Source organism: Pseudomaricurvus hydrocarbonicus, from assembly GCF_011602365.1.
GTDB classification, from domain to species: Bacteria; Pseudomonadota; Gammaproteobacteria; order Pseudomonadales; family Cellvibrionaceae; genus Pseudomaricurvus; species Pseudomaricurvus hydrocarbonicus.
The window spans coordinates 45,487-69,082 of the sequence record NZ_JAAONZ010000001.1 but is presented as its reverse complement, the minus strand read 5'-3'; the positions used below and the strand labels follow the sequence as shown (position 1 = coordinate 69,082).

Annotated in this window: 22 protein-coding genes and 1 pseudogene; 13 read left to right on the top strand and 10 right to left on the bottom strand. The window is 53.3% G+C overall.

The features are described 5' to 3' along the window. Position 1: 1 nt before the first annotated feature. Positions 2–1,351: an exodeoxyribonuclease VII large subunit gene (gene xseA / locus G8770_RS00285; RefSeq protein ID WP_167180547.1), complete on the bottom strand. Its 1,350-nt coding sequence runs from the start codon at positions 1,349–1,351 to the stop codon at positions 2–4. Positions 1,352–1,657: 306 nt separating this feature from the next. On the opposite strand from xseA, the gene guaB reads away from it, so the two are divergent. Then, positions 1,658–3,133: an IMP dehydrogenase gene (gene guaB / locus G8770_RS00280; RefSeq protein WP_167180545.1), complete on the top strand. Its 1,476-nt coding sequence runs from the start codon at positions 1,658–1,660 to the stop codon at positions 3,131–3,133. Positions 3,134–3,253: 120 nt separating this feature from the next. Then, complete coding sequence (gene guaA / locus G8770_RS00275) at positions 3,254–4,831, top strand: glutamine-hydrolyzing GMP synthase (RefSeq protein WP_167180543.1); 1,578 nt, start codon at positions 3,254–3,256, stop codon at positions 4,829–4,831. Positions 4,832–5,316: 485 nt separating this feature from the next. Here the strand turns inward: guaA and G8770_RS23810 are convergent, their stop codons facing one another. The 3 genes from G8770_RS23810 to G8770_RS00260 all read right to left on the bottom strand — a co-directional run bounded on the left by G8770_RS23810 (position 5,317) and on the right by G8770_RS00260 (position 7,809). Then, positions 5,317–5,571 (bottom strand): hypothetical protein, encoded by a 255-nt coding sequence (locus G8770_RS23810; RefSeq protein ID WP_208021959.1) that lies wholly within the window; start codon positions 5,569–5,571, stop codon positions 5,317–5,319. Positions 5,572–6,305: 734 nt separating this feature from the next. Further along, a complete protein-coding gene (locus G8770_RS00265; protein ID WP_167180541.1) occupies positions 6,306–7,376 on the bottom strand; it encodes an endonuclease/exonuclease/phosphatase family protein in 1,071 nt (356 codons plus the stop codon). Between the two features lie 268 nt (positions 7,377–7,644). After that, positions 7,645–7,809 (bottom strand): hypothetical protein, encoded by a 165-nt coding sequence (locus G8770_RS00260; RefSeq protein WP_167180539.1) that lies wholly within the window; start codon positions 7,807–7,809, stop codon positions 7,645–7,647. Positions 7,810–8,160: 351 nt separating this feature from the next. Here G8770_RS00260 and G8770_RS00255 point away from each other — a divergent pair, with 351 nt between their 5' ends. From G8770_RS00255 to G8770_RS23805, 3 genes are all read left to right on the top strand, one after another. Continuing rightward, positions 8,161–8,319, top strand: a complete 159-nt coding sequence (locus G8770_RS00255; RefSeq protein WP_167180537.1) for a YqaE/Pmp3 family membrane protein — start codon at positions 8,161–8,163, stop codon at positions 8,317–8,319. Next, the gene (locus tag G8770_RS00250; protein WP_167180535.1) at positions 8,316–8,654 is read left to right on the top strand and encodes a DUF4112 domain-containing protein; all 339 of its coding nucleotides are present in this window, start codon (positions 8,316–8,318) and stop codon (positions 8,652–8,654) included. Before G8770_RS00255 ends, G8770_RS00250 begins: the two co-directional genes overlap by 4 nt. Before the next feature lie 103 nt (positions 8,655–8,757). Then, on the top strand, positions 8,758–8,952 hold the full coding sequence (locus tag G8770_RS23805) for a hypothetical protein (RefSeq protein WP_208022004.1): 195 nt from the start codon (positions 8,758–8,760) through the stop codon (positions 8,950–8,952). A 118-nt stretch (positions 8,953–9,070) separates the two neighbouring features. Here the strand turns inward: G8770_RS23805 and G8770_RS00240 are convergent, their stop codons facing one another. Continuing rightward, positions 9,071–9,565, bottom strand: coding sequence for a PRC-barrel domain-containing protein (locus tag G8770_RS00240; RefSeq protein WP_167180533.1), 495 nt, complete (start codon positions 9,563–9,565; stop codon positions 9,071–9,073). A gap of 449 nt (positions 9,566–10,014) precedes the next feature. Here G8770_RS00240 and G8770_RS00235 point away from each other — a divergent pair. Then, positions 10,015–10,809 (top strand): annotated as a pseudogene (locus G8770_RS00235) (IS5 family transposase); the annotation flags it as partial. A 159-nt stretch (positions 10,810–10,968) separates the two neighbouring features. Here the strand turns inward: G8770_RS00235 and G8770_RS00230 are convergent. From G8770_RS00230 to G8770_RS00220, 3 genes are all read right to left on the bottom strand, one after another. After that, complete coding sequence (locus G8770_RS00230; RefSeq protein ID WP_167180531.1) at positions 10,969–11,517, bottom strand: porin family protein; 549 nt, start codon at positions 11,515–11,517, stop codon at positions 10,969–10,971. Positions 11,518–11,614: 97 nt separating this feature from the next. Then, positions 11,615–11,779: a hypothetical protein gene (locus G8770_RS00225; protein WP_167180529.1), complete on the bottom strand. Its 165-nt coding sequence runs from the start codon at positions 11,777–11,779 to the stop codon at positions 11,615–11,617. A gap of 453 nt (positions 11,780–12,232) precedes the next feature. Beyond that, positions 12,233–13,429, bottom strand: a complete 1,197-nt coding sequence (locus tag G8770_RS00220) for a diguanylate cyclase domain-containing protein (RefSeq protein WP_208021957.1) — start codon at positions 13,427–13,429, stop codon at positions 12,233–12,235. A gap of 444 nt (positions 13,430–13,873) precedes the next feature. Between G8770_RS00220 and G8770_RS00215 the strand changes: the two genes are divergently transcribed. Next, positions 13,874–14,029 (top strand): hypothetical protein, encoded by a 156-nt coding sequence (locus G8770_RS00215; RefSeq protein WP_167180518.1) that lies wholly within the window; start codon positions 13,874–13,876, stop codon positions 14,027–14,029. Next, a complete protein-coding gene (locus tag G8770_RS00210; RefSeq protein ID WP_167180516.1) occupies positions 14,016–14,858 on the top strand; it encodes a BON domain-containing protein in 843 nt (280 codons plus the stop codon). Before G8770_RS00215 ends, G8770_RS00210 begins: the two co-directional genes overlap by 14 nt. On the opposite strand, the gene G8770_RS00205 is transcribed toward G8770_RS00210, so the two are convergent. Together G8770_RS00205 and G8770_RS00200 are read right to left on the bottom strand one after the other, a co-directional pair. Then, positions 14,853–15,611 (bottom strand): Crp/Fnr family transcriptional regulator, encoded by a 759-nt coding sequence (locus G8770_RS00205; RefSeq protein WP_243760207.1) that lies wholly within the window; start codon positions 15,609–15,611, stop codon positions 14,853–14,855. The genes G8770_RS00210 and G8770_RS00205 overlap by 6 nt on opposite strands. A gap of 444 nt (positions 15,612–16,055) precedes the next feature. Further along, on the bottom strand, positions 16,056–16,316 hold the full coding sequence (locus G8770_RS00200) for a hypothetical protein (protein ID WP_167180514.1): 261 nt from the start codon (positions 16,314–16,316) through the stop codon (positions 16,056–16,058). Positions 16,317–17,192: 876 nt separating this feature from the next. Here G8770_RS00200 and G8770_RS00195 point away from each other — a divergent pair. From G8770_RS00195 to G8770_RS00175, 5 genes are all read left to right on the top strand, one after another. Further along, on the top strand, positions 17,193–17,396 hold the full coding sequence (locus G8770_RS00195) for a CsbD family protein (RefSeq protein ID WP_167180511.1): 204 nt from the start codon (positions 17,193–17,195) through the stop codon (positions 17,394–17,396). Positions 17,397–18,079: 683 nt separating this feature from the next. Beyond that, positions 18,080–18,682 (top strand): PAS domain S-box protein, encoded by a 603-nt coding sequence (locus tag G8770_RS00190; protein WP_167180509.1) that lies wholly within the window; start codon positions 18,080–18,082, stop codon positions 18,680–18,682. A gap of 41 nt (positions 18,683–18,723) precedes the next feature. After that, positions 18,724–21,273 carry a chemotaxis protein CheB gene (locus G8770_RS00185; protein WP_341771051.1) on the top strand — a complete coding sequence of 850 codons (2,550 nt, stop codon included), beginning with the start codon at positions 18,724–18,726 and terminating at the stop codon, positions 21,271–21,273. Positions 21,274–21,665: 392 nt separating this feature from the next. Next, on the top strand, positions 21,666–22,007 hold the full coding sequence (locus G8770_RS00180; RefSeq protein WP_167180507.1) for a DUF4398 domain-containing protein: 342 nt from the start codon (positions 21,666–21,668) through the stop codon (positions 22,005–22,007). Then, complete coding sequence (locus G8770_RS00175; protein WP_208021955.1) at positions 22,004–22,888, top strand: OmpA family protein; 885 nt, start codon at positions 22,004–22,006, stop codon at positions 22,886–22,888. Before G8770_RS00180 ends, G8770_RS00175 begins: the two co-directional genes overlap by 4 nt. Positions 22,889–23,596: the final 708 nt, after the last annotated feature.

The window sequence follows — 23,596 nt, the reverse complement described above, 5'->3', positions numbered from 1 at the left end:
TTTAGGGAATAATTTTGTCGACAGTCGATTGAACTTTCCCGTCGGACAATTGAGTGACCAGTGCGTCACCCACTTGTAATTCCCGGGTGTTGCGTAAAACGCGCTGATGTTTGTCGGTGGTGACTGAGTAACCACGCTTTAAAATACTCAAGGGATTGACGCTGTCGAGCAGTGCGGTATTTTTTTCAAACACTTGTTGTGATTTTTGCAGCTTATGTTGCATGCTGGCTTGCAGGCGTTGCCCAAGGTACGAAACCTGTTGAGCGTATTGTTGAAGTAGCCTCGTAGGGTTAAGTGCTTCGCGGCGCAAGGTCAGGTTTTGCAGTTGATGGTTGTTTATCTGCAGTTTCCTGTGCATGGTTTGCCGAAGGCGAATTTCCAGATTGTCCAGTTGCTGTGCCTGGGCGCGAAGTTTCTGCCCCGGATGCTGCAGGCGGGCAGAGAGGGCGGTGAGGCGTTCCTTTGACCGCGACAATCGTCTGGCTATGGCGTCTTCAAGCAGGGCACCATACCCAATGAACTGTTGCAGCATGTCACGACCGTCAGGGGTGCAGATTTCTGCCGCAGCAGACGGCGTGGGAGCCCTGGCATCGGCGACATAGTCGGCGATGGTGATGTCGACTTCATGGCCCACCGCACTGATGACGGGCAGTTGGCTGGCGAAAATGGCCCTGGCGACAATCTCTTCGTTAAAAGGCCACAGGTCTTCCAGGGAGCCGCCGCCGCGACCGACAATCAACAGATCACAGCTGCTCAGGGTGTTGGCGGCGTGCAGGGCACGTACAATTTGACCGGCAGCTTCCGCCCCTTGCACCGCAACGGGAAAGATAGAAACGGGGATGGACGGAAAGCGTCGCTGCATGACGTGCAATATATCCCGAATCGCGGCACCTGTGGGTGAGGTAATAATGCCAATGTGACGGGGTAAGGCCGGCAGTGGTTTTTTATAGGCGGGGTCAAACAAGCCTTCCTGGTGCAGTCTTAGCTTAAGCTCTTCAAATGCGCGCTGAAGTGCGCCCTCTCCGGCATCTTCCAGGTGTTCGACAATCAGCTGGTAATCGCCACGGCCCTCATAAAGGCTGACTCGGGCCCGCAGCAAAACTTGTTGTCCGTGTTGCGGCATATGGCGAACGCGCTGGTTGCGGTTGCGAAACATGGCGCATTTTACTTGGGCGTTGGCGTCTTTCAGGGTGAAATACCAGTGCCCGGAAGAGGGGCAGGCCAGGTTAGAAATTTCCCCTTCGACCCACAGCAGTGACATGTGAGTTTCCAGCAGTTGGCGGGCGCGGCGATTGAGTTGTGAGACGCTGATGATGTCTCGTTGAGCTTGTATGGGATTTTGTGTCTGCATGGCCGTATTGTGGCATTCAATTGTCACGCAGGGAAGGCGCTAACGGTGAAGGGATGGTCATTTTTAGCGCCCAGGCACGCGCTTTTCCAAAAGTTAATTAAACTGTCATTAGAGTGCCGCACAATCACAGCCATTGCGGCGTGGCAGGCTATTTACAGTTTCCCCTGAGGTGCGTTTTAGCCTATAATTGCGCGTTTATCTTGGAACCGCCAGTACGTCGACTTAAGGGGCCTCAGAAATGAGTACACTAGCTCCGGTTTCGGCGTATTTGCCGTTCCCAAACTCTGTGATTGAGGTTGGATCCCTATGTTACGTATCGCCCAAGAAGCGTTGACTTTTGATGATGTCTTGTTAGTGCCCGGTTATTCGGATATTACAGCAAAGGACGTATCCCTGAAGACTCAACTGACTCGCGATATTCACCTGAATATACCGTTGGTGTCAGCGGCCATGGATACGGTAACGGAAGCGCGCCTGGCGATTTCCATTGCCCAGGAAGGTGGCATCGGAATCATCCATAAAAGCATGACCATTGAGCAGCAGGCACTGGAAGTGCGTGGGGTTAAGAAGTTTGAGGCGGGTGTTGTTAAGGATCCTATTACTATTGAATCCAGTGCCAGTATTCGCGATCTGGTTGCTCTGACGCAGCAACACAACATTTCCGGCGTACCCGTGCTGGAAAATGGCAATCTGGTGGGTATCGTGACCGGCCGTGATGTCCGTTTTGAGACCAATCTGGAAGCCAGTGTCTCCAGCATCATGACCCCCAAAGAAAAGCTGGTCACGGCTGCGGAAGGCGCCGAAGCGGATGTAGTCCGCGAGCTGTTGCACAAGCACCGCATCGAAAAAGTCCTGGTGGTGAACGACAATTTCGAATTGCGCGGTTTGATTACCGTAAAAGACATTAATAAGGCCGAGCGTTACCCCAACGCCTGTAAAGACCCTGAGGGACGTTTGCGTGTTGGTGCTTCCGTCGGCACCAGCCCTGACACAGATGACCGGGTAGCGGCTTTGGTTGCAGCGGGTGTGGATGTGTTGGTGGTGGATACAGCGCACGGCCACTCCAGAAACGTGATTGAGCGCGTTCGTAAAATCAAGCAAGACTATCCTCAGGTTCAGGTGATTGGCGGTAATATCGCCACAGCTGCGGCTGCCAAGGCGCTGGTGGATGCCGGTGCGGATGGTGTCAAGGTCGGTATTGGTCCGGGCTCTATTTGTACCACGCGTATCGTCAGTGGTGTGGGGGTTCCCCAGATCTCGGCGATTGCCAATGTGGTGGACGCTCTGCAGGGCACCGGGGTGCCGGTGATTGCCGATGGCGGCATTCGTTTTTCCGGGGACATTGCCAAGGCACTGGTGGCCGGGGCGCACGCGGTGATGATGGGCTCCATGCTGGCCGGTACCGAAGAGGCGCCCGGTGAGGTCGAGCTGTATCAGGGGCGTACCTACAAAGCTTACCGTGGCATGGGTTCTCTGGGGGCTATGTCCAAAACTCAGGGTTCTTCCGACCGCTATTTTCAGGACGCCAGTCAGGGCGCTGAAAAGCTGGTGCCGGAAGGCATCGAAGGTCGTGTTCCCTACAAGGGGCCTTTGGCGGCCATCGTGCATCAGATGATGGGTGGTGTGCGTTCGGCCATGGGTTACACTGGTAGCGTTGACATCAATACCATGCGCACCAAGCCCGAATTTGTCCGGGTGACGGCAGCGGGGATGGGTGAGTCTCACGTACACGATGTGCAGATTACCAAAGAAGCCCCTAATTACCCTGTGGGTGGTCGCTAATTTTTATGTGAGCACGTCTCCACAATGAGGCCATCAAGGGCTGGATTCCGTTAAGCAATCTGGCCCTTTTTCATAGCATTGATTTTGACAACTTTTATTACTCAACAACCGGGATAGGCAATGACCCAGGATATTCACGCTCAACGTATTTTGATTCTCGATTTTGGATCACAGTACACACAGTTGATTGCTCGCCGTGTGCGAGAGATTGGCGTTTATTCAGAAATTCGCGCATTTGATATGAGCGAAGAAGAAATCCGCGATTTTGATCCCCGGGGTATTATCCTTGCCGGCGGCCCGGAATCCGTGACCGCGGGCCTGTCGCCTCGCGCTCCTGAGGTCGTATTTACTTTGGGTGTTCCGGTTCTGGGTATCTGTTACGGCATGCAGACCATGGCCGAGCAGCTGGGGGGTAGCGTGCAATCGTCCAACATTCGTGAGTTCGGCTATGCCCAGGTCAAGGTACATGGCAACAGCGCCTTGTTACACGACATCCGTGATCACGTAGAGCACGATGGCAGCTCGTTGCTGGATGTGTGGATGAGTCACGGCGACAAGGTCTCCGAAATGCCGGCAGGTTTCGAACTGATGGCGTCAACCGACTCTTGCGCCATTGCCGGTATGTACCACGAAGAGAAAGATTTCTACGGCGTACAGTTCCACCCGGAAGTGACCCACACCCTGCAAGGCAAGCGTATCTTTGAACACTTTGTGCTGGAAACCTGTGGCTGTAAAGCCTTGTGGACACCCGCCAATATTGTGGAAGATGCCATCAACAAGGTCCGTGAACAGGTCGGTACTGATAAGGTCTTGCTGGGGTTGTCCGGCGGTGTGGACTCTTCTGTGGTGGCAGCCTTGCTGCACAAGGCCATTGGTTCTCAGCTGACCTGTGTGTTTGTGGACAACGGCCTGCTGCGCAAAGATGAAGGTGACCAGGTCATGGACATGTTTGCCAAAAACATGGGCGTGACCGTGATTCGTTCGGATTCGGCCGATCTGTTCCTCGGTAAGCTGAAAGGCGAGGCGGATCCGGAAGCGAAACGTAAAATCATCGGCAATACCTTCATCGAGGTCTTTGATGAAGAAGCCGCCCGGTTGAAAGACGTTAAATGGCTGGCCCAGGGCACCATCTACCCGGATGTGATTGAGTCAGCTGCGTCAAAAACCGGTAAAGCCCATGTGATCAAGTCGCACCACAACGTGGGTGGCCTGCCGGACGACATGGCGTTTGAGCTGGTTGAGCCACTGCGCGAATTGTTTAAAGACGAGGTGCGCAAGATTGGCCTGGAGTTGGGCTTGCCTTACGACATGGTTTACCGTCACCCGTTCCCGGGTCCGGGTTTGGGGGTTCGCATCCTCGGTGAAGTGAAAAAAGAGTACGCCGACATTCTGCGTGAAGCCGATGCGATCTTCCTGGAAGAGCTGCACAAAGCCGATTGGTACCACAAAACCAGCCAGGCCTTTGCCGTGTTCCTGCCGGTCAAGTCTGTCGGTGTCGTCGGTGATCAGCGTCGCTACGAGTGGGTGATTGCGCTGCGGGCGGTAGAAACCATCGACTTCATGACCGCGCGCTGGGCGCACCTGCCGTATGAGCTGCTGGAGACCGTCTCCAATCGCATCATCAATGAAATCTCGGGCGTTTCCCGGGTCAGCTACGATGTGTCGAGCAAGCCGCCAGCGACCATTGAGTGGGAGTAGCCCGCACTGCCAGGCAATGTCTGGCACTACGGGCAACACTTGCTACCCAAACAACAAAACCCAGCCGGCCGGCTGGGTTTTGTTGTTTGGGCTGGTGTAAAAATTTTCCTGCCGGTGGAGAGTATAACGCGCTGGCGCAACCAGCCCTGCGTTTCGTAGCCGCTGGCAATCACTGCGTGCTTTGCCTTGGTCGACAGACCAGTGGCGATGGTGAGCTGTAGCGAACGCGCCCTCGCCGCGATGGCTTTCACCTGCGTGCGCTCGAACACCTGCGTGCCCTGTCGCTGCATTCTGCGCAACCAAGCCGGGAGGGATCAACCCGAGCGGCCACCGAACAGAGGATGGTCGCTGGAGCAGTCAGTCGGTACTGATTCTTGAGTCGGGCATGGCTTAACCAACGAACCGGTAAACCGTGTTGTTTGCGCCAGGAAAATTCGTCTGCCAGAACCGGATGGCCCCTGCGATTACTGGCGTAGTACAAGCTCTCACACATGGCGTTTAGGCTGGACTGGTATGCCTAAACGCCGCGTGCTGGCCGAGGTGCTGCCCCAGCACACGTCTCGCTGATCGAGCACCATAAGATGGTGATCGTGGCCAGCCAATTCATCGGCGAATGGTGCGCGAGTGATGCCAGCGCCGACCACCGCCACGTCACAACTGATGTCGGCATCGAGCTGGGGGAAGGCGTACATCAGGCCATTCTTGACCGCCCAGTAGGGATAGTCGCTCTTCAAATCCACCGCGCCTCCCGCTACTCATCTCAGCTGTGTAACACGCCAGACAACGCCGAGGGTCGCGACGCTTCTTGCCACTCCGCTGGGGCGAGTTGTATAAGCGATCGGTATTTTCGGCTGCAGAATCGCGAGCGTCCCCATGGCTGAGGTCTCCAGGGATTCAGCGCAACCCCAGTAATCCCAAAACAAACAAAACAATGACGACGGCACCTACAATCCAGATTATTGAGTTCATGATTCGTTTTCTTTAACAGTTGAGTGTATTCCTTTGTACCACAGCACGAATCCTGCTTCGGTGCGTTAGCGAACGCTGGCTCATGCTCTGATGGTTATGCTCGATAATTTCATCTGCCGTCGCGACCGGCGGCCACGTCCCGGGTTGGACCCGACTTCCTTCATGGGCTGTCAGCAGCGCTGCGACCGTCCAGGAATGGAAGTCGTGGGCAGTATTGCGTAAGAGCATCTCGCCGGTGTGCTCAGAGGTCCATCTGGTATGCGATTGCATGCACTACCTTGCTGCCGCACGGTCTTTGCCAGATTCCACGACGCGGCTGCCCGGTCAATGCATCGCCTTCGGCATGCTGTTGCGGACGTCCTCGGCCCGGGCGCAGGAAGGACCGCGGCAAACCGAACGGTTCGATCCCCAGTTCCCGGATGAAACGGAGAGCCCGGGAATGCGCGCGCCGGCAGTTGTGGCCGGCGGCATATCAGGATTCTGCCGGACGCCGCTCCCGACAGGGTCATTCGTCCTTGTGCTCCTTACCATCTTCGATCTTCTCATCTACCTTTTCCCCTTCCGTCCGGTTCGTATCCGGTTCTTCCTGCTCTGCTTCTGCTTCTGCTCCGGACTCCAGGCTCAGTTCGATGAAGATGGGAAAATGATCCGATCCCCAGGCGGGTCCTCTCTCCATGCGGACGAGCTTAAAATGATCGGAGTGAAAGACGTGGTCGAGCTGCCAACGCAGGAGGGGGTTCTTGGCGTTGAAGGTACTGTACATTCCCCGCCCGACGCGTGGGTCGAGCAGGCCGCTGGTTTTCTGAAACAGGTTGGTGGTATAGGACCATGCTACATCGTTGAAGTCTCCTGCAATAATTGTTGGCTTATCGCGCTTTTCCACTTCCCGGCCCACGATCAGCAGTTCTGCATCTCGCTCGGTTGTCTCGGTTGCATACTTCGGATTGGGCGGATCGGGGTGAAGGAAATGCATAAAGACCCGGTCAGATGACGGCAACACCGCCTGCAGATGCATCGACGGGATGCTGTCTTTGAGAATAAACCGGATCTCGGGGTCGATCATCTCGAGTCGACTATACACGAGCATGCCATAGGTGTTGCCGAGCGGGCTCTTAAGCGTGTGCGGATACCTCTGTTCCAGTGTCCTGAGTGCCTCCTCCCACCATTCGTCTGTCTCCACGGCCATTATTACGTCAGGATCATACTCGCGCACGACATCGAGAAAGGCCTCGGAATCCCGGTTTTCCATCAGCACGTTTGCAACGAGCAGGCTGAGGTCGGTGTCGTCCGAGCGCGACTCAGCCGCTAGTACCTGCTTGGGCATCAGCACCGTGTAAGGAAACATCTTCACTGCCTGGTATCCCACGGCCAGCACCAATAGCGCGAGTACGACGGATTCGTAGACGCGTCGCGCCTTCCAGAAATAGAGATAGAGGGCAAGGAGTGCGAGGCCTGCGATGGTGATTTGCGCCCTTGGAAAATCAAAGACGCGAATCCACCACTGGTCGAAACGAAGTAACGGAAGGGCTGTAGCAATCACCAGCAGCAGGGCCAGTACGACCAGAACTATTTTCATAGGAACCGAAAGGGCCTCCCGGCGGACCTTGACTTGACCCGCGATGCTATCAATACGAGAGTGTTCTCAATCGGAAATCCGTAGTGATTGCAAAAAGCATCTCTCTCGTTCCGTGCTGCGATAGCGACCATACACGGTAGATGCGTCCCGCTCCTGAGTAACTGCAAGCCAGTTCCCGATCGTGATGCTCGGGAGCGCGGATACTACCGGAACTGGAGCACCTGAATTTCAGCATCTGGTGGGGCGCGCAATTGAGAAGAGACAGCGATCAGCCGCCGTCGGTGGCATCTTCGATGTCGTCGCCCGCGTCCTCGACTGTGTCGTCAATTTGCTCACCAGCCTCCTCGAGTGGACCTTGCTTCTCGCAGGCAGACAACGTGATCATCAGGGTACTCGCGAGCAGGGCTACTATAATAAATTTGCTGAGTTTCATGGTGATTCTTCTTCAATTATCAATAAGGGTGGATTGGAGCATGGCAGTATGTCGTGGGATGGTCTGTGCGGTGGTGTACACAGTCGCTCGAGGCCCGTCTATTTCTTCCGCCACAAGTAAGGGTGCTGGAGTTCAATTCTGCCTTTCAAACTCCGGCCCAGAGCGCAGATTCTCACGGGGCAGGTCAATTCGCAGTTCCTGATCCCGTTACGTCATCCCAGTCGCGGGCCTAGTGTGGGATGTCGCACGGAACCTTCGGGCCCGACGGGTCAAGATGCAGTGTCTCTCGACCTGTTTGAGAACGGCCACGTGCCGGTGACCAAACGGCAATCGTATTAAGGAGCACAGCCATTGGACCTGTTACGCATCATCATCGCGATCTTCCTGCCGCCGTTAGGCGTCTTCCTGCAGGAAGGTATCGGCAAGCATTTCAGGATCAACATTCTGCTCACGCTGCTCGGCTATATTCCCGGCATCGTCCACGCCGTGAGGATCATCACCAAGCGATGAACACGGCGCGTGCACGCGTGCACCAGCTCGCGCGGCTGATGGACAGTTCGATCCGTCTGCCCGGCGGTTTCCGAATCGGGGTCGATGGTCTCATCGGGCTGCTGCCGGTGGTCGGCGATTTCGCGACGGCCGGGGCGTCGTTCTACATCGTCGCGCTAGCGGCGCGTGCCGGCGTGCCCTCCAGGGTGCTCACGCGCATGGTGCTGAACGTCGCACTGGATGCCGTGGTCGGCGCGGTACCGGTGCTCGGGGACGTGTTCGATATCGCGTTCAAGGCCAATCTGCGCAACGCCAGGCTGATGGATGCGTATCTGGATCGAAGCGCACCGCGCTGATCGCGATCACCGCGCTGTGTCTTGCGTCAGAAGCTCTCCGTCCACGGCCGCGGCTTGATCTCCCTGCGTCTGGGCGTGGTGGCTGGCGACAGGGGAGCCGCTGATGCTGCTTTATTGCGGTAAGTTCATGCCAGCGGCCCTGCGGCAAGCGCGGGTGACTGAAGACGAATTATGGATCGAGACGCTCGGGTTGCCGGCTGTGCTGCCGCCCGTAGAGGAAATGAAGAAGGTGGAAGCCGCGGTCGTTGCCTCGTGGGCGGAGAACCTACGCGACGACATGTTGATATCAAAGCATTGAGGGATGCACCGTGGTCGCATCTACAAAGAGTGTGTGTCGGCCCACTAGCATAGTGGAAACGGCAGAGGCTTTCGCCCCTGCCGTCTGTTCATTCCACCATAAGTGGGGATGCTGGAATTCACTTCTGCTTTTCAAACTCAGGCGCAGAGCGCAGATTTTCACGGGTCAGGTCAATTCGCAGTTCTGGCTTATCAGAAGTACCTGATCTCGTTACGTCATCCCAGCCAATGGCTACAGCTTCCTCACCCATACCGAGGAATCCGCCCACGTTGACCACAATAGCCACGACCTGACCGTTCTTGTTAATAATCAGATCATTCACCGGGCCCACATCTTCATCACCAGTGGTTTTAACCTCAGTCCCGATGAGGTCGCTCGCCTGCATACCATTAGCCGGAGCCGAGCTCATATAGCCCCGGTGCTGCATGCGAGACTGATCGCGGGTGTCTTGACGATCTGCCGCTGTCCGCGAATCGGATTGCTCGGCGCGCTGTGTGCTTTGACTATCTTGGGTAACTGAGGGAGTGGGTTTTTCGGCCAGCAAAGAACCCGCACCTAATGTTATGGCTGGTGTGACCAATGCATAAAGTGCAAATGAATGTAGCTTCTTCATACGAATTTCCTTCGAGTAGAGCAGAGTGTGTTAGTCGGACAAAATGTCCTGGTTAACCGCTTCATCTAAGCGTTTCTTCTCCGGCATCATTACCGGGAGGGTTCTGAATCGTCACGAAACATGGAATTCACGATCAAATTCAACAATACGCTAGGGGAGAGGGGCAGTCGGTTCGCTGACGCACTCAAGCGGGAACAGAAAGGTTGAGAAAATTTAACGGATGGGAGGAAAGGTAAGAGTAGAGTGATCAGTGAGGCAGGAAATATTAGACGATATCCATCTCTTTTGTGAGGAATACCAATGATCTCAATGCATCCCTGGCCAATCAGGCAAAAGATGACATGCTGACCCTGCGGATAACTATCGTATCCCTCAATGAAACCCGAGCGATGCTTTAACAGCCGAGGATTTTCTGCCAGTAATAGAAACCGTTTTTTACTGGCCGCAAGCCCTATCCACTGCCGGTGATGTTGCGCATTCACGTTATGCAGCTTATGTATACTCTGAGCGATCCGGCGATGGAAGATGCGCTATATGAAATTGAGTCTATGCACCGTTTTTCCGGGCTAAGGATGTCAGATAACCTGCCAGACGAGACGACCATTCTTAACTTTCGTCATTTTCTGGAGAAGCCTAAGTTTGGCCAGCGTTTATTCGACATCATCCAGGGCCATCAGGCTTCCCAGGGGCTGAAGCTCCAAGAAGGCAGTATCGTGGATGCGACCATTATTGCCGCGCTCTCTTCGACCAAAAATGAAAAGGGTGAGCGCGACGCTGAGATGCATCAAGTTAAGAAAGGCAATGCATGGCACTTCGGCATGAAGATGCATGTGGCTGTTGATGAATCGCTGGGCCTCATTCACAGCCTGACGACGACACCCGCCAATGTTGATGACATCACCCAGGTAGATCAGTTATTACATGGCCATGAAAAGCGGATCTGGGGTGATGCGGGTTATCAAGGTTCAGACAAGCGTGAGGAACACAAAGATCGCAACATAGAATGGCAGATTGCCACGCGTCCGGGGAAGCGCTCGACGCCGGCTAAATCAGATCCGATGTCACAGGCGGAAAAAATTAAGGCCAGTGTTAGAGCCAAAGTCGAGTATTGTTTCCACCGAATGAAATGCCAATTTGGTCATAGCAAAGTCCGCTATCGCGGTTTGGCAAAGAACAGCAACCGTTTGTATCTTCTGGCCGGCTTTGCCAATTTGCTTCGCGCTGAGCCTTATATGATGCCCTAATGGGATAACTCCATCTGAAATTGGCCAAAAGGCCAATTTCAGATGGAAAAATGAGAAATGCGGAGATATTTAGCCCGAAAAACGGAACCTCTATCAAGAAATGTTGTGAAATATAGCGTTATTCAGAGGTTCCTTAGATTTCTCAGGCATCGTTAGTGATCAAAAGTTATAGCCAATACCTACAGCATAGGCCCAGGCTCCATCATCAAAGTTATCGTTTGCATCGCTGCCGCTTTCAAAGAAAAATTGGTATTCCCCACGACCCAGAATGTAGGTATTTTCAAGTACGTAGTACTTCAGTCCAATTTCAAGACCGGCAAAGCCTGTGTCATTAACTCCGTCGCCATAGATACCGCCTAATGAAGCACCGATAAAGGGCCTGGCCTTATTGGAGCCGAAGTGGTAATCAGTGTAGAGGCGAGTACTCCCGTTCCAATAGTCATTCTTGGTATTTTCGCCCTCAATATCTGCGAAGTTGACGCTCTGGCGGATACCCCACACCATATTATCTGATGTGAACCAGCCTAATTCACCGGTTACCCCAAAGTTGCTATTATCACCATCTTTGGCACTGCTGCCAGTTCCTGACAATGAAAATTCCCGGTCACCTGAATCAGGTCCATAGGTGCGTTCAGCTGCTAATGCCAAACCCGGAACAGCGGCCGCTAGCAGGCTTAATGTAAGAATTTTTTGATTGAAATATTTCATATGGTTTTCCTGGTTAATTTAACAAGCTGACTAAATCAAGCCATCATATTTAAAATCGTGAGGCGCTTGAATTTTTCAGATTTTTACAGCCACGCGCTTAATCAGACGGCGCTGCAGTACCATTGAGGTTGCTTTTTCCGAACGTTTGATCGACCTCATGACCGATCACAGCGCCCACGGCAGTGTTCTTGTCCCGCCGGGACATTCCGGAGCAACCGGTAACCGTCACTATCACCGCGAAAAGCGCTGCAGTGCCGGTCATACTATTAATCATTTTTATGGAATTACCTCCGTTGTATTCACAGCTATTCAGGCGGCAAAATCTGAGTTCTGACTTACCACCACAATGTATTGTTGCTTCTTTACCAAAATATCAGAGTAAACCTGCAGATTCACTTGAGTGTCAGCCGGCGTATTGAGGGAAGTAGCCGGACATTTTCTCATACGGAAATTGCATGCTGATTGGCTATGTAACAGCAGTGTACGGGGAGAATGGAGTGAGGTCTGTCTGCTGGCATACATGGACGACCATCCAAACTCCTAGTTATGCAGCTGTGTTAAGGAAATGATTTGATCAGATCGAACCCGGCTATCAATCAGCCAGAGCAAGGGGGCCAATGAGTCTGACCAGCTCAGGATCAGCGTAATACAAACCAGAACAGGTACCGCAATCGCAATACTTTTTTTACGACACTGTGCAGGTGTTGCGTAATGACTAATCGGATCGTGCGCTGAATGCGGACACCGACGAAAGGTGGCGTCGTTCGTCCACGCGAAAGAATCGATAGCCGTTTCGACCGGTTTCTTTAGTGGTGTACATTGCGGTATCTGCATTGTCCACCAAGCTGCGGGCATCGAGTCCGTGGTCTGGATAAATACTGATGCCGATGCTCAGGCCAATCTGCAACTGCAGACCCCCGATAACCCGCGGCAGAGATAACTTAGTGATTAATTTTTCGCAAACCTGAGCGGAATCCTGAATATGTTCGATTTCGGGCAACAGGGCAATGAACTCATCGCCGCCGTGCCGGCTGACGGTATCTGTGGACCGCACACAGGCCACGATGTCCGCAGCAACTTCTCGCAGCAATTGATCTCCAACCGCATGGCCAAAGGAGTCGTTGATTTGCTTAAAATGATCCAGGTCGAGAAAAAGCAACGCCACCTGCTTGCCATGCCGACTGGCCATTCCAATCGCCTGTGTAAGTCGTTCCATCATTAGCACTCGATTGGGCAGGCCGGTCAGGAAGTCGTGTTGGGCAAGATGGCCCATTTTTTCTATAGCAACCCGGGAGTGGCAGGCATCGTGGAAAACAATCACTGCGCCGGCGATCTTTCCGAAGCGATTATGTATGGGCGCCGCGGAATCCTCTATCGAGATCCCGGTGCCGTCGCGGCGGATCAGGACATTACCCAGAGCCAGCGCTACGATCCGATTTTCGCTAATGGCTCGGAGTGAGGGGCTTGTGCCCCGCTGTTGGGTATTGCCATCGATAATATAAAAGACGTCCTGGTGTGCACGTCCCAGCGCCGTTGCGTTTGACCAGCCGGTAAGAGTTTCAGCGACCTTGTTAAGATAGATCACGTTACCCGCCGGGTCTACAACAAGCACGGCGTCGCCAATGCAATCAAGTGTGATCTGTGCCATCTCTTCGAACGAGACATCCACAAAGTTACCCATGACCGATTCATCGATCTGGGGGGGGGCCTGTCTCGCGATGTAGCGAATTGATTCAGTCCACTGTTTGGCTATTTTCAGGTAAATCCTATTAGCTATTGTCCCCGTCCTGCCAGAAACATCGTAACCTGCTTTTATTCCACCATAAGCCGGTACGGGCAAAATCCCCTGCCAGTGACAAGTGGAATCATCCTTCACCGCGCGGCATTGGTAACGCTTGACGGGCACGAACATTGACAATAGTCGATCGAGGTGGCGACGCCGAATCCGGTATAAAGGACCGTTGCAAGATGGACATACAGGACTCAGTTTGACGGGCGTGTCGCCATTGACACTGTGCCCGGATACTGAAGACAGAAATTTGTTGGTAATAGTAGCCATGTAGACCATGTTAGAGAGGCAGTTAACCTGGGTCTGTACGCAATACCACAAAGGTCAGGCCGGTGACGCAGGGTGCCCCGGGTCATAAAGTTGCTATCGTCAACGAAATGTCGCCATCCCCCCAATCGGTGTGCCAGCGCACTGATCGTCGTTTTGTTTGCAGGTAATCTTTGCGTAGAAGCCAAATCAACTCGATTGTTTTGCAGAATGTAAGCTTTCCTGGAGACGACGAAGAAACATTACAAGATTTACAGGGCCAACTGCGCATCGGCGAGTTTATCCGGGGAACGGAAAGAGGTGTCTGCGGTTGATCCACCGGGTTCAGCCGCTGAAAAGATCAGTCCTTCCGATGTTCCTCCTGAAAAAAGAGACAAAACCGACAAACCCGAATCCGATGGTAAATACAGCAAGCGGATTTTCACTAATGGAGCGTTAAAAGATGAACAAGTGTAAAAAATCCCGCAAACTCGCCCTCGCCTCGGCTATCTCGCTGGTTATGGTCGTCAGTGCCGGTACCCTGGCGGCTCCAAAGCTGGCAGAAGATATCACCGAGGCCCGCCAGGAGAGCCAGATCTGGACTACCTATGCCCTGAATCGGCACCTGGATGCCCACGACATTAAAGTCACCGTGGACCACGGACTCGCAACCCTGACCGGCAAAGTCAATGAGGATATCAGTAAAGAGTTGGCCCAACAGATTGCTCTGGGTGTCAGAGGTATCAAGGATGTGGATAACGGGATTGAGGTCGAAGCTGACGCTATACCGTCAAGTTCTTGGAGTGGTCGAAGTTACGCTCAAGTGGTTGAAGATGCCTCTATCTCCGCCGCAGTAAAATCCAAGTTGCTTTGGAGCAAGCATGCCCAGGGATTGTCTGCCAACGTGGAAACACAATCCGGTAAAGTCACCTTACTCGGTACTGCCAACAGTTCGGCAGCGAAAGAGATGGCAGGTCTTCTGGCGACCAAAACTCACGGGGTTGAAGCGGTAAAGAACAAGCTGGTCGTGGAAGAGGGGAAGAGTACGATGACAGAAACTGCCAAAGAGACAGCATCCGAAATGGGGCAGGGTATCTCTGATACCTGGATTACCACCAAGGTCAAGTCGACCCTGATGTATTCAAGCAATGTCGAAGGCTCGGCTATCTCGGTAACGAGCAGGAATGGTGTGGTCACACTGACCGGTAAGGTGGCCAGCGGCGCAGAGCATGACCTGGTAGTTGCGCTCGCCAACAATGTGCGCGGTGTCAGCGAAGTGGACGCCAGTGGCCTGAAACCTTCATAGTCGCCCGCCGCTGCGGGACGGAGACAGCAAACGGTCTGTCTCCTTTTTTACGACGGCGTAGCACTCACAACTCAATTGCTCGAGTTGGGGCCGGTCTATTACTTGGATGTGTCCCCGGCGGTATTCGATGACACCGAGTTTTTGCAGCCGTCCAGCCGCTTCTGTCACCCCTTCGCGGCGTACACCGAGCATATTGGCGATAAGCTCCTGGGTCATAACCAGGTGGTTCGAGGGTAAGCGGTCGAGGGAGAGCAGCAGCCAGCGGCACAATTGCTGGTCAATGGAGTGGTGGCGATTGCATACTGCGGTCTGCGCCATCTGGGTGATCAGCGACTGGGTGTAGCGCAATACCAGCCCCATTAACTCCCCGTGCCGATGAAACTCATCAACAAGTCGTTGCCCCAGTAGTCGGTAAGCTGTGCCGCCACTCTGGACCACGGCGCGGCTGGAAGTGCTTTCGCCGCCCATAAACAGTGAGATACCCACCAGGCCCTCATTACCGACGACGGATATTTCCGCCGATGCCCCGCTTTCCATCACATAGAGTAACGACACAATAGAGTCAATGGGAAAAAACACGTGGCGCATTTTGTCGCCTGCTTCGTACAGTACCTTGCCCAAGGCAATCGGAACTTCTTCAAGATGTGGGAAAATACGTTCCTGGATTTCAGATGGTAATGCTGCAAGGAGATGGTTTTGAGTTGGTTGTATTTGAGTTGGTTGCATTTGAGTTGGTTGTAAAGGCAAGGGCATCCTCTGAGGTTTCCTTTAGGGGGCATCCTATAGTCTACAGTCTTTTCATTGTAGTTTCTTTACGGCGTGCAAGGATAATATTTTATGCAGTCAACAATCTCTTCGTATTAAAAACCTTATTTTAATAACAGAAACTGATGGGTTGATACACTTTCTGGGCGGGTTGTCTACAAAGCTGGGTTGCGGCGCCAAGGGAACCCTGGCCGTATCGAACAAAAAACAAGGCGCCGCACAATGGGCTATCAGTTTCCCGGGCTCACCATAATACCTCCCTGTCGTCCCTTAATGTTCCCTTTCTCCTTTACGTCCTGTAGGCGCGTCTTTCCTCATCCTTAGAGTAGACGGCCCGGGAAACTGATAGCCCACTGCTTTACGTCATGCCTGTGACTGGGGAGTTTAGTCCAGGTAGGGCATGGGATCTGTACGCTATCGAACGTTATAGTGTCACCCAACTTTCGAGATTATTGAAACCGGCATCAGGCCAGTGCCCGGAACGGGCGTGTAGGAACGGATGTCGCCGTATTTTTCTTGTGCTTTCGCCGCAGTATCCTCTGGAGACCGTACCGAGTCGCCCCTACGCATACCAATCATGTCAGCGATGAACTGTTGTTTGCCTGGCGCATGGTCGGTTTGAACGGGATTGTGGGCCAATAACCGGCCGGGTTTCCATTGTTTTCCCACGTCGTTTTCCCACGTCGTCAGCATCGATGGAACCCGCGGCTAGCCACAGTTCGGGAGGTAAACCTCCCTGATAATGTGGCGGGCACGGCGTATGAAGGACCCATGTAAAGGTCCGCGCAGCTTGATGGCTGCGTTGACTTGTTGATGAAATAACATTCGCCAATCGATTTGGGCGTTCAGCAGGGGGTATTACCGCACGGGCGAAGGTATGAACACCCGAGCATAGCACTGGCAGTTCTATAGGAGGCCTAAGCCAGCAATTTGCCATGCCATAGAGGCAGTAAGTTTAGAGGCGAGCAAGTTTAGAGGCGAGCAAGTTTAAAAATCCTGACAGGTTGATTAATAAACCACTATTTCTGAATCTACCGGTAGACCCATTCGAAATACTTATGTGTGACAGCGCACAGATATCCTATTCCTATAGTCGCACTATGGACCGATAATGGTTGAGGTCTTGTGATTACGTAAAACCCCTATTGTGGGAAGGTCATTTGGCAATGGCCGAAATATTCAACTCCGTAAGCCTGCCCCTGATCTGACCAATAAGGAGCAGAAAAACGTTACAGTCATGTTTGTCCGGAGAAAAAATAACCGGAGTCACTGAAAGAAAAGGCTTTGATATGAACTGGAATACCGAGCTTGGAAAATGGACCAATTTCAAGGTAGAAGTAACGGCAGAGAAGTATCCGGCAAACGATGGGCATCTTGTCGGGTGAGCTGACACAGGCATTGGACGTGACCAAAACGCAAACTATCCATGCCAGTACAATGAGAGAGACGGAAAAAGGTAAGACTCGTTTACTGGCCGACGACGAAATGTGTCGAGCTTGAGAATGAAGAAGAGTTTTCGTCTGTTTCACAGGCTGGTGATAACGCCAGATAGGCACACAGGAGAGAAGTATGAACTGGGATATTGTTGAAGGTAACTGGAAAAAATTCAAGGGTAAAGCCAAGTCGAACTGGGGCAAGCTGTCCGATGATCGTCTGGATGTGATCGCCGGCAACCGTGACCAATTGCGCGGCGAAATCCAGAAGGCTTACGGTATTACAAAAGACGAAGCCGAAAAGCAGATCAAAAGCTTTGAAAAGATTATCAAAGACTGACTTTGGTGGGATGTTGAGGGTTCATTGCTGGATCGATGGCGCAGAGAGATTGATTGCCGAGGGAATGCGGCCTCTCGACAGGTTTTGATAAAGTCATGCCCGACGATATTCGCCCTGAGTTATCCATTTCTACACAAGGTCTGCCGCCCATACCATGACTGAAAGAGGAGTTTGACTGCTAGGGCAGTTACGTCGTATCACCACCACGCAGATCAATGGCAAAACATGACTTCGAATTCTTGTCATGGCATAGACACTAAAATGCAACTGCGTAATGGTCGAAGGAGGAGATGAACGTTGGCGAGATACTTCGCGACTCCGCAACGCTTTAATTCCATGACTCGCGTTAAATTAATGGAGATATTTTCCTGGTGATTGCGCCGAAGGGCGGTCAATCTCCTGCACCGATAGAGAGAATGAAGGTATGCTAAACCCTCATCTGGTTTTAACTACACCATGTTACACGTCTGGCGAACTGCAATACGCTATGGTTTATAGTTCTGGCTTCTGGCTTCTGGCTTCTGGCTTCTGGCTTCTGGCTTCTGGCTTCTGGCTCGCAGCAAAATTCAGAGCCAAAAATCAGAAACTGCAGGTGTTCTGAATATAAAGGAGAACGCCATACTAAACCCTGTCGCGATAGGCTACTATGAGTGACGTATGCCGAAATCAGGCCCGGAGGCCACATGTCCACAACCGCTTATGAACCCAGCGTTTATACCCAATTGCGGGACAAAGCTGAAGAACAGCTTTTAATGGGAACTGCTCCTTCTACAAGCCACTGGTCGATGGGCGTAGACGCCCTGCGTTTGCTCCATCGCCTGTCGAGTAATCCCGAAAGCGCGGAGGACGCCCTTAAGCTGCTCCACGAATTGCAGGTTCATCAGGTGGAACTTGATTTGCAGAACGAGGAAATTGCCATCAATGAAATGGAGCTCGTCAAGACCCTGAGCCTTTACCGGGAACTTTACGACGCCGCTCCACTTGCCTATTTTTTAGTTGATCTTGTTGGCAATGTCATTCTGGGTAATCTTTCCGCCATCAATCTCTTTGGGGTTGCCAGGGACGATCTGGCTGGTCAGCGTATCGACTCCTTCCTCCTCCCCCCTGACCGGCCACAGTTGCTTGAGTTGCTGAGACGAGTAGCTGAAAGCCGCGGTCAGGCTTCATGCACGGTACAGCTAAGTGGAGATGGGAAAACCTCAGGGCAAGTACAGTTTATGGCATCCAGGTCGCCGAGTAGCGCCTATGTTCTGCTGGCATGCTGCGAGCAAACCTGTGCCGCGTAACCCGGTCACGCACCAAGGCGGCTGAGATACCTTTGAAGTCAGTGATAAAGTCAACTGATGCGATACGCATCCTGGGAATTGGCGCGTCGGCCGGGGGGCTAGCGCCGCTGGAACAGTTTCTTGCCCACATTCCCCCTCAAAGTCACATGGCCTATGTGGTGGTGCAACATCTCGACCCTACACATAAAGCGTTGCTCACCGAATTGCTCCAGCGGGTCACTCCAATGCCCGTAAAAGAAGCCACTCAGGGGATGCCCATAGAGGCTGACTGCGTCTACGTGATCCCCCCCAATAGAGAACTCAGCATCGTCGATGACTTACTTGTCCTCGCCGAACCCATGGAACCCCGGGGACTGCGTTTGCCTATTGACGTGCTGTTTTCTTCTCTGGCCAGCGCCCGGGGTGAGCGGTCCATCGGCGTGGTGCTGTCAGGGATGGGGTACGATGGCACCCAGGGCTTACAGGCAATCAAGGCGGTGGGAGGGCTAACGGCGGCACAAGACCCCGGCACGGCACAATTCGACGCCATGCCCAAAAGCGCCATTGCTGGAAACTGTGCCGATATCGTTGCCCCTGCTGACGAGTTGCCCGCCCGCATCCGGGTTTGCATTGATCAGATGCACAACCTGAGTATGCCCAAGGTAAATAATACCGAACAGGAATCTACCCCCGTGGAGCGCATTCTGCGCCTGCTGCGGGAGCACACCCGCCACGATTTCTCGCTGTACAAACCGAGCACCCTGCAGCGCCGAATGGCACGGCGTATGGCGATACACAACATCGCGACGGCGACACTGTACGCTGACTTTCTCCAGCATAACCCCCAGGAAATTGATTTACTGTTCAAGGAAGTTTTGATCGGGGTGACCAGCTTTTTTCGTGATGCAAGCGTCTGGCAACATCTGAAAGACGTCATGCTTCCGGCGTTACTGGCACGGCATCAGGCAGAACCGAGCCTGCGTGCCTGGACGATTGGCTGCTCAACCGGGGAAGAGGCGTATTCCCTGGCGATGGTGTTCACCGAAGTGCTAGAAGATCTGCCCCAGCCCCATCATTTCACGCTGCAGATCTTCGCCTCCGACCTGAGTCCGGACGCCATTGCCACAGCGCGCCGAGGATATTACCCCGGCGGCATCACCAGCAGCGTTTCAACCGAGCGGCTGGCCCGATTTTTCAGCCGCCATGGTGACGGCTACCAGGTCAACAGTGATATCCGTGACCTGGTGCTGTTCACCCAACAGGATGTTGTGCTCGACCCCCCGTTCACCCGCCTCGATCTGATCTCGTGCCGCAACCTGCTGATTTACTTCGACCAGAGCCTGCAACAAAGACTGCTTCCCCTGTTTCACTACAGCCTGCGCCCCGGAGGGGGGCTGCTGCTGGGTAGCGCCGAGACTGTGGGCCGCTTCCATCAGCTGTTTGCCCCCATCGAACCCAAACTGCGACTTTATCTGCGCCGGGATGATGCCGAGAGCGGTGACCTCAGGCTGCCGCTAAAATCGTTCCCGCCCTTATCCAGGACAGCCAAGGAGTCTCCCGTGACCCACAGCAATACATCCAGCCAGAGCAGTGATAATCTGCAGGCCGCGGCCGACCAGGTACTGCTGCAGGTCTACGCCCCGGCCGCCGTCGTGGTCAACGATGAAGGTGATATCGTTTATATCAGTGGGCGCACGGGTAAATACCTGGAGCCTGCCGCCGGCAAGGTCAACTGGAATTTTCACGCTATGGTCCGGGAAGGCCTACGGACACCCATCGCCAGTGCCCTGCACCGCGCCGCTAACCAGAGCGAACCATTGCACTTGCAAAACCTCCAGATACAATTGCCCGGCGGCGTTATGCAGAGCGTCGATGTCACCGTACAGGCACTACAGGAGCCCACGGCCCTGCGCGGCATGAAGATGATCGTGTTTCGCGATATCACCACGGCTAAGGCCAGCCCGGCACACAAAAAAACGTCCAGAACAGCAACACAGCAGTCCCATGATGCGGAACTGCAACAATGCCAGGATGAAATTCAGGCCCTGCGGGAGGAAAACCGGGCATCCCGTGAAGAACTCCAGTCAGCCAACGAGGAACTGCAATCGACCAATGAGGAATTGCAGTCAACCAATGAAGAATTGACCACGTCCAAGGAAGAAATGCAGTCCATGAACGAGGAGCTGCAAACCATCAACACGGAAATGCAGACCAAGCTTGATGATCTGTTTCTCGCACAAAGCGATATGACGAATTTACTGAACAGCATCGAGATCGCCATTCTGTTTCTCGACCAGAACCTTAATGTGCGCCGCTACACGGACAGGGCAGCGAAAATCATCAATCTTCGGGAAAGCGATATTGGCCGCCCCCTCAGTGACCTCACCACCAGCCTGCAGTATCCGGAATTGAACGATGATTCCCTTGCAACGCTCAACACCCTGGCCATTTCCGAAAAGCAGATCCTTACGACCGATGGCCGCTGGTTCACGGTACGGATCATGCCCTACCGCCGACTGGACAATGTGATTGACGGGGTGGTGATCACCCTTTTGGATATCACCGCCACCAAGGAGTTGGAACAGACGCTGCGCAAGGATTTACAATCGTGAATAAAAGGTTTTCACCTCTTTCACGGAAATATCACACTCGGGCAGCAACAGCACAATAAAAACCATCGTCGTCATGCCGCTTTCAAATACTTCGTGGAACCGTTGGAATTCAGGCATTGGCCGTATAAGCCCTTGCGGACGTGCGCTATCGTACAGAAGAACAGCCATTACTCCTTCACAATTGAAACTACGAAATGGTCGAAGATAGGAACGAGTCAATTTTCCGATCTGGGCAGGTGCGGGCGCGATAGCGATCGGAGGTCTCCTGTTCTTTTTTTGCCGTTCTCCGCGTAAGTTGTGGGGTTAAACGGGATAATGCGTCACCTAGTAGGAGTATGGAAATGTACCGCTTAAAGAACAGAAAGTTTAGCTGTAGGGGTATGGTTTTGGCGGTGGCAATCGTTTTGATCAGTGCCTGCGCCTCAACGCCAATGGATCCTACAGCAGCTCTGACGGAGGCCCAAGAGGCTATTGCGAGTGCCGAACAGCTGGGTGCGCGTCAGTATGCAGGGGCCGAGTTGGATGAAGCTCAGCAGCAACTTAAGAAAGCGGAAGGCTTCGTCAGTAAGGAGCAGATGGTTGACGCAGAGCGTTTCGCCCGACAGTCGCTGGTGGCGGCGGAGCTCGCATTGGCGCGAACTGAGTCAGCGAAGGCGACGGCAATCAACAGGGAAATGACCCATGGAGCAGATGCTCTTATCGAAGAAATGCGACGGACAGGAGATCAGCAATGAACTTTTCAATTACGAAATATGTAAGGCGCGGAACAATGGTTACCGGGCTGGTATGTTCGTCGCTGGTCATCGCATCGTGTGCCACCGGGCCTTCAAGTCCCCAGGGCGCTGCGGAGGTGCGTAACAAATTGACCGCGCTGCAGAATGATCCAACCCTGGCTGATCGCGCCAGGATTGAAATTCGGGAGGCAGATGCCGCCGTACGCATTGCCGAGCAGCCATTGCCAAACGCGGAAACCGCATTGGGCGAACATCGGGTCTATATGGCGGATCGAAAGGTAGCGATTGCTGAGGCGAAGGCAGTCACCCGCTACACTGAGGATCAGCGCGCGTGGCTGAGTGAAGAGCGTGATGAAGCGCGGCTACGGGCACGCACTCGCGAAGCGGACAACGCCCGTGACGAAGCATCGCGGGCACGCAGTGCAGCTGATGCCGCGCAAAGTTCGGAGAAGGAAGCGGCTGCTGCTGCGGCGTTGCAAGCAAGCGAATATCAGCGCCAGATCGACGCCCTTAAGGCAGAAGTAACCGACCGTGGAGTTGTTCTGACCTTGGGCGATGTTTTGTTCTCCACGGGTAGTGCAGAGCTGAGGGGAGGCGCCAACAGCGATCTTAACAAGCTGGTGAGCTTTCTGAACCAGTATCCCAAGCGGCGTGTTCAGATTGAAGGGCATACCGATAATGTCGGCAGCGTCGAATACAATCATGGGCTCTCCCAGCGTCGTGCCGATTCTGTTAGGTATTATCTCATCGAGCAGGGTCTCTCATCGCAGCGACTCTCCGCAGCAGGTATGGGTATGGACAGACCGGTTGCCAGTAATGACACTGGTACCGGGCGTCAGCAGAACCGTCGTGTCGAGATTATCGTTGAAAAACCGTTGTAAGAAATATTAAAACGTTTGTTGGTCCTGCTGGTTGTTGCAATGGTCGAATTTCAGGAAGAGGTATGAAACGCGCTAAGAACAGCTGCAGGAGATTTATCTTCCTGCCAGCAATCAATGAAAGCGCCAGCATAAATACTGCGTCCGGTTTGGCGCAGACGACTATGCATCCTTTTTGGGGAGCAAGAGCCATATTGCATGGAGTTAGCCGATTGGGAGGGTGAGGGCGGTAGCCTCACCAACCTTGCTCTCAATAAGGTGGGTAAATGATACCGGCTAGATTTCTGTCCGACAGGGACGATTCGCGCACCATGCACTGTAAATTGGAATCGGGCCCCAGTATAGGCAAAGACAATCAATTTTGTCTGTTCCCATCGAAAAGCGTTCTAAATGCTGTCCCGAAATGACGTTTCTGATACACCTGGGGGGCTCTGCCCCAATCACCTCCCGATATAGAACAGAACCCTCAACAAGCCTTTGACCGATTAAAAGGCTTATTTTCTGGTGGTGGTTCAGGGAAAGATTCGGTTGGTGATCTTGGCAAAACTTCAGATCAGAGAAGGTGCGCTGTTATGGCCAAAAAGTCTGGCTGCAATAAACCTCCTGACTAAAAAATATGCGCAAGACTCACAAAGAGATGATGACTGGATATGGCATTACCTGCGAGCAATGAAGTGTTTGTCATTTAAAAATTCCAATACAACAGGCTTC